The sequence below is a fragment of the Parapedobacter flavus genome, assembly GCF_035818675.1.
In the GTDB taxonomy this organism is placed as follows: domain Bacteria; phylum Bacteroidota; class Bacteroidia; order Sphingobacteriales; family Sphingobacteriaceae; genus Parapedobacter; species Parapedobacter flavus.
The window spans coordinates 1-3,303 of the sequence record NZ_JAYKZZ010000043.1 but is presented as its reverse complement, the minus strand read 5'-3'; the positions used below and the strand labels follow the sequence as shown (position 1 = coordinate 3,303).

The 3,303-nt window shown below is 49.2% G+C and carries 4 protein-coding genes; all 4 read right to left on the bottom strand.

The genetic code is table 11. The annotated features are described in order from the left end of the window. Positions 1–350 precede the first annotated feature (350 nt). The 4 genes from U9S71_RS20655 to U9S71_RS20640 are packed head-to-tail and all read right to left on the bottom strand — an operon-like array spanning position 351 to position 3,120. A complete protein-coding gene (locus U9S71_RS20655; protein WP_326329752.1) occupies positions 351–1,100 on the bottom strand; it encodes a hypothetical protein in 750 nt (249 codons plus the stop codon). Continuing rightward, positions 1,084–1,473 carry a GntR family transcriptional regulator gene (locus U9S71_RS20650; protein WP_326329750.1) on the bottom strand — a complete coding sequence of 130 codons (390 nt, stop codon included), beginning with the start codon at positions 1,471–1,473 and terminating at the stop codon, positions 1,084–1,086. The genes U9S71_RS20655 and U9S71_RS20650 overlap by 17 nt, the downstream gene beginning before the upstream one ends. Before the next feature lies 1 nt (position 1,474). Next, the gene (locus tag U9S71_RS20645; RefSeq protein ID WP_326329749.1) at positions 1,475–2,281 is read right to left on the bottom strand and encodes a hypothetical protein; all 807 of its coding nucleotides are present in this window, start codon (positions 2,279–2,281) and stop codon (positions 1,475–1,477) included. Beyond that, positions 2,278–3,120, bottom strand: coding sequence for an ABC transporter ATP-binding protein (locus U9S71_RS20640; RefSeq protein WP_326329748.1), 843 nt, complete (start codon positions 3,118–3,120; stop codon positions 2,278–2,280). Before U9S71_RS20640 ends, U9S71_RS20645 begins: the two co-directional genes overlap by 4 nt. Positions 3,121–3,303 lie beyond the last annotated feature (183 nt).

Sequence of the window (3,303 nt, the reverse complement as noted above, 5' to 3'; positions counted from 1 at the left end):
CCAATGACCTCCGTTAATCCGTCATATTCACCCCTCGTTTTGGCCCAATGACCTCCGTGATGAAATGCGAACTTTTTGGCCCAATGATTCCCGAAATCACTGGCCCGGCATTACCGTAAACCGTGGCCCAGTGACCTCCGTTATAGACACAAGGTTTCGTTACAATTAGGACAATTCATTTATTGTAATTTTTCATTTATGTGTTACCGGCCATTTCCCGTCTCGTTACGTAGGCCGGCATAAAGTATTTAGAACGTGTGCCTAGGGCTTTTATTGTCGTGTCCTCCAATGTAATCGAATTTACAATTTCGACAACGACCGCTACTGTGCCGGTTTCGGGTCGCCGTGAGCTAATGGGCAGAAAGCGCACTGCGTGCCGTAAGTTGGGTGCCTTTGACGATGAATTGGCCCTTTTCAGCGACATCAGTGGTCACTGTGCCAATTTGCGTATGGTCGAGTGTGATCGTAGTCCCGTTACCCACGGTTAAGTCGGCGTGCCCTAGCGCATTGCGTTGGATATGCACCATGCCGGCGCGGTCCGTTCGCGCCGTAAGGGAATCGATCGCCAAGCTATCCAGGGTGACCTCCATTCCATCAGCTGCAAAAACATCCATAGCGGTGGCGCTGAACCCTTCGATGGTGACGAAGCCTTTCTGGTGGTGAAGCCGCGTAAACACGTGGGTGCCTTCCGGTAAGTCCAGGCTATCCAAGGGCGTTCCCGCAGCGGTTATCGCCACCAGCTCGGGGCATTCGATGATGATTTCCGGACGAATCCGCATATTGCCTTCGTACTTTTTATGATGGTCGATGGTAACCTTCAAGGTCGAGCCCACCTGAGCCACATGGATAAAACCGAGGTATTTAGTATACCGCACGGCAAACCGGTCGGCACGTTTCACGATAATTTGCAATGCCATGCCCTGCGGGGCGCTACCCGAAAGTTCGATGGAACGAAAGTCCGTTACGGGAAACTCCGCTAGCCTGACAGAGGTATGCATTCTCATGGCCTTAAACCGGCTTTTCAGCGTCAACGCATTAACAATAGCGGCTGTAACCAATAATAGTACGGCCACGGCCAATAATTTAGAGCTCGTCTTCATGATTGGTATAATTTTCTTTTAGGTACACCTCGTATCTTGCCGCAATTTCATCCGGCGAGATGCCCAATAAATACATGTTTCTAAAAAATTCAGGCAGGTCGCGCTCCAGAAAGCGCTCTCGTTGCTGTTTTTTGATGTGGCGCTTCGCCTGCTCGGCCACAAAAAAACCAATACCCCGTTTGTTGAAAATGACGCCCGACTGCTGGAGGTGCTCATATGTACGCATCACCGTGTTGGGATTTACCTGGAGGTCCGCCGCGAGTTCCCGCACCGAAGGTATCTTCTCGTTAACCACCCACCGGCCCAAAAGGATGTGCTCATTCACATAATCCGCAATCTGCAGATAAATGGCATCTTTACTTTTAAACTCCATATCAGGCCTCTTTTTCGCGTAGTTTATAATAAGATAAAACCCAGAGCAATACCGTGACGGCGATCGAAAGTGCTACTACCCAGTAGGGCCAATCCGGGGTTTCTACTTGATACGTCATACCGCCGTCCTCAATGAACACCGGCATGAATGGCAGTAGTGGGGCTTGCTGGATGTCCAACTGGAACAACACGTTATATAAAGTACCGTTGACCATCCAATACGCCAAGATAAAAAGAAGCAGTGCCAAGGCCGTCTTCAATACGGCCATTCTCCGGAATACCAACGAACCGAACAGGGCAAACGCGTGGAAAAACACGTAAGCCAACACCAGTACTAAAACCACAGGAACCTTGTCCGAGTCGTCCAGCAACTGCCTATAATCCGACAGGCCAGCCACCTCGTAACCGCGGGCTGAATAAAATTGCGTCACGACGTAACGCACCACAAAAAACACCGCATTTGCACAAATCACATAGCCGCCGAAAGACACCAACCAACCCAACAGGAACTTCTCAAATCCCGAAGCCGGCAGCATCAATTGGAAGATACCTTCCCTCGGTCGTTGGTAGGTTTGAAAAATCCCGACCGTAAAAATAAATAAGCCACCATAGATTGCCATCAAGTACACGAAAAATTGCTTGCCGGCAACAATGGCTTCGTTTGGATAGGAAGAAATTAGCAATACGAACAAGCCAACTATCACACCGGAGAATACAAGGCAACTGATTAAATAGGCCTTCACATTCTTTCTGAAATGACTGCCAACCAAACGGAAAAACCGGCTCCAATCAAATATGTCATTCATCATGCTTCCTCCTTGGTTAGATAATCCAACAATATCCCCGATTCACTGACCACCGCATTGAATAATAGTTCGAGATCGGGCTTGCTTGATACGCCTTCGGGATTAGGCAGGATGGCGTGCGTACCATCAAATGCTTCCTCTCCATACAAAGCGGACGACCCCGCCCCTCCGGATACTTTCCCGAAACGGATTTGCGCCGTCAGTCGTTCCAATGGGGCATGAAGTTTAATCGTCCCATCATGCAATATGATGACCGAATCGATGAGGTTATCCAGGTCCCTTACCTGATGCGTAGACAACACAATACAGCGGTCTTCGTCAAATGCTGATGCCAACACTTTGCGGAATTGTACCTTCGAGGGGATATCCAATCCGTTCGTAGGTTCATCCATCACCAACAACTTGGTACGGCATGCCAACGCAAACGCCACCATGAATTTCTTTTGCTGACCCAACGAGAGCTTGGCGAGTGTCCGCTGCTCCGGCACTTCAAATGCCTCAAGGTAATCTGCCAACAATGCCCGGTCAAAGGCCGGATAAAATCCGCTATTCATTCTTAAAAAGGCTGTTGCGGTGTGGTCTGGTATATACGGTTCCTCCGGCAGGAAAAATACGCGACTCAGCACATCAGGACATCGATTGGCTGTGTCCAACCCATCCATCGTGGCGCGCCCGGCTGTTGGGTAGCGTAGCCCGACCATGTTTTTCAGCAATGTGGTCTTGCCCGAACCGTTCTTGCCGAGCAAGCCATAGATATGCCCGGCCCCTAGCGACAGGTTGAGGCCATTGAACAGTGGCGGTTGCTTTCGGTAACCAAATGACAAATCCGTCAATTGAATCATAATCTAGTGTATTAGTTTAATAGTACACTGCAAAAGTAATGGTTCGATTTAAAAATGCAAGAAAAATTTTAACTTTTTTGTGGAAAGGACCTCTTGAGAACAGGTTTAAGCTGCTGGGTAGCCGCATCATTGGCGGCATGGATGAGGATACCGCTACGCCCCGGAACATCCACCAACCTTAAG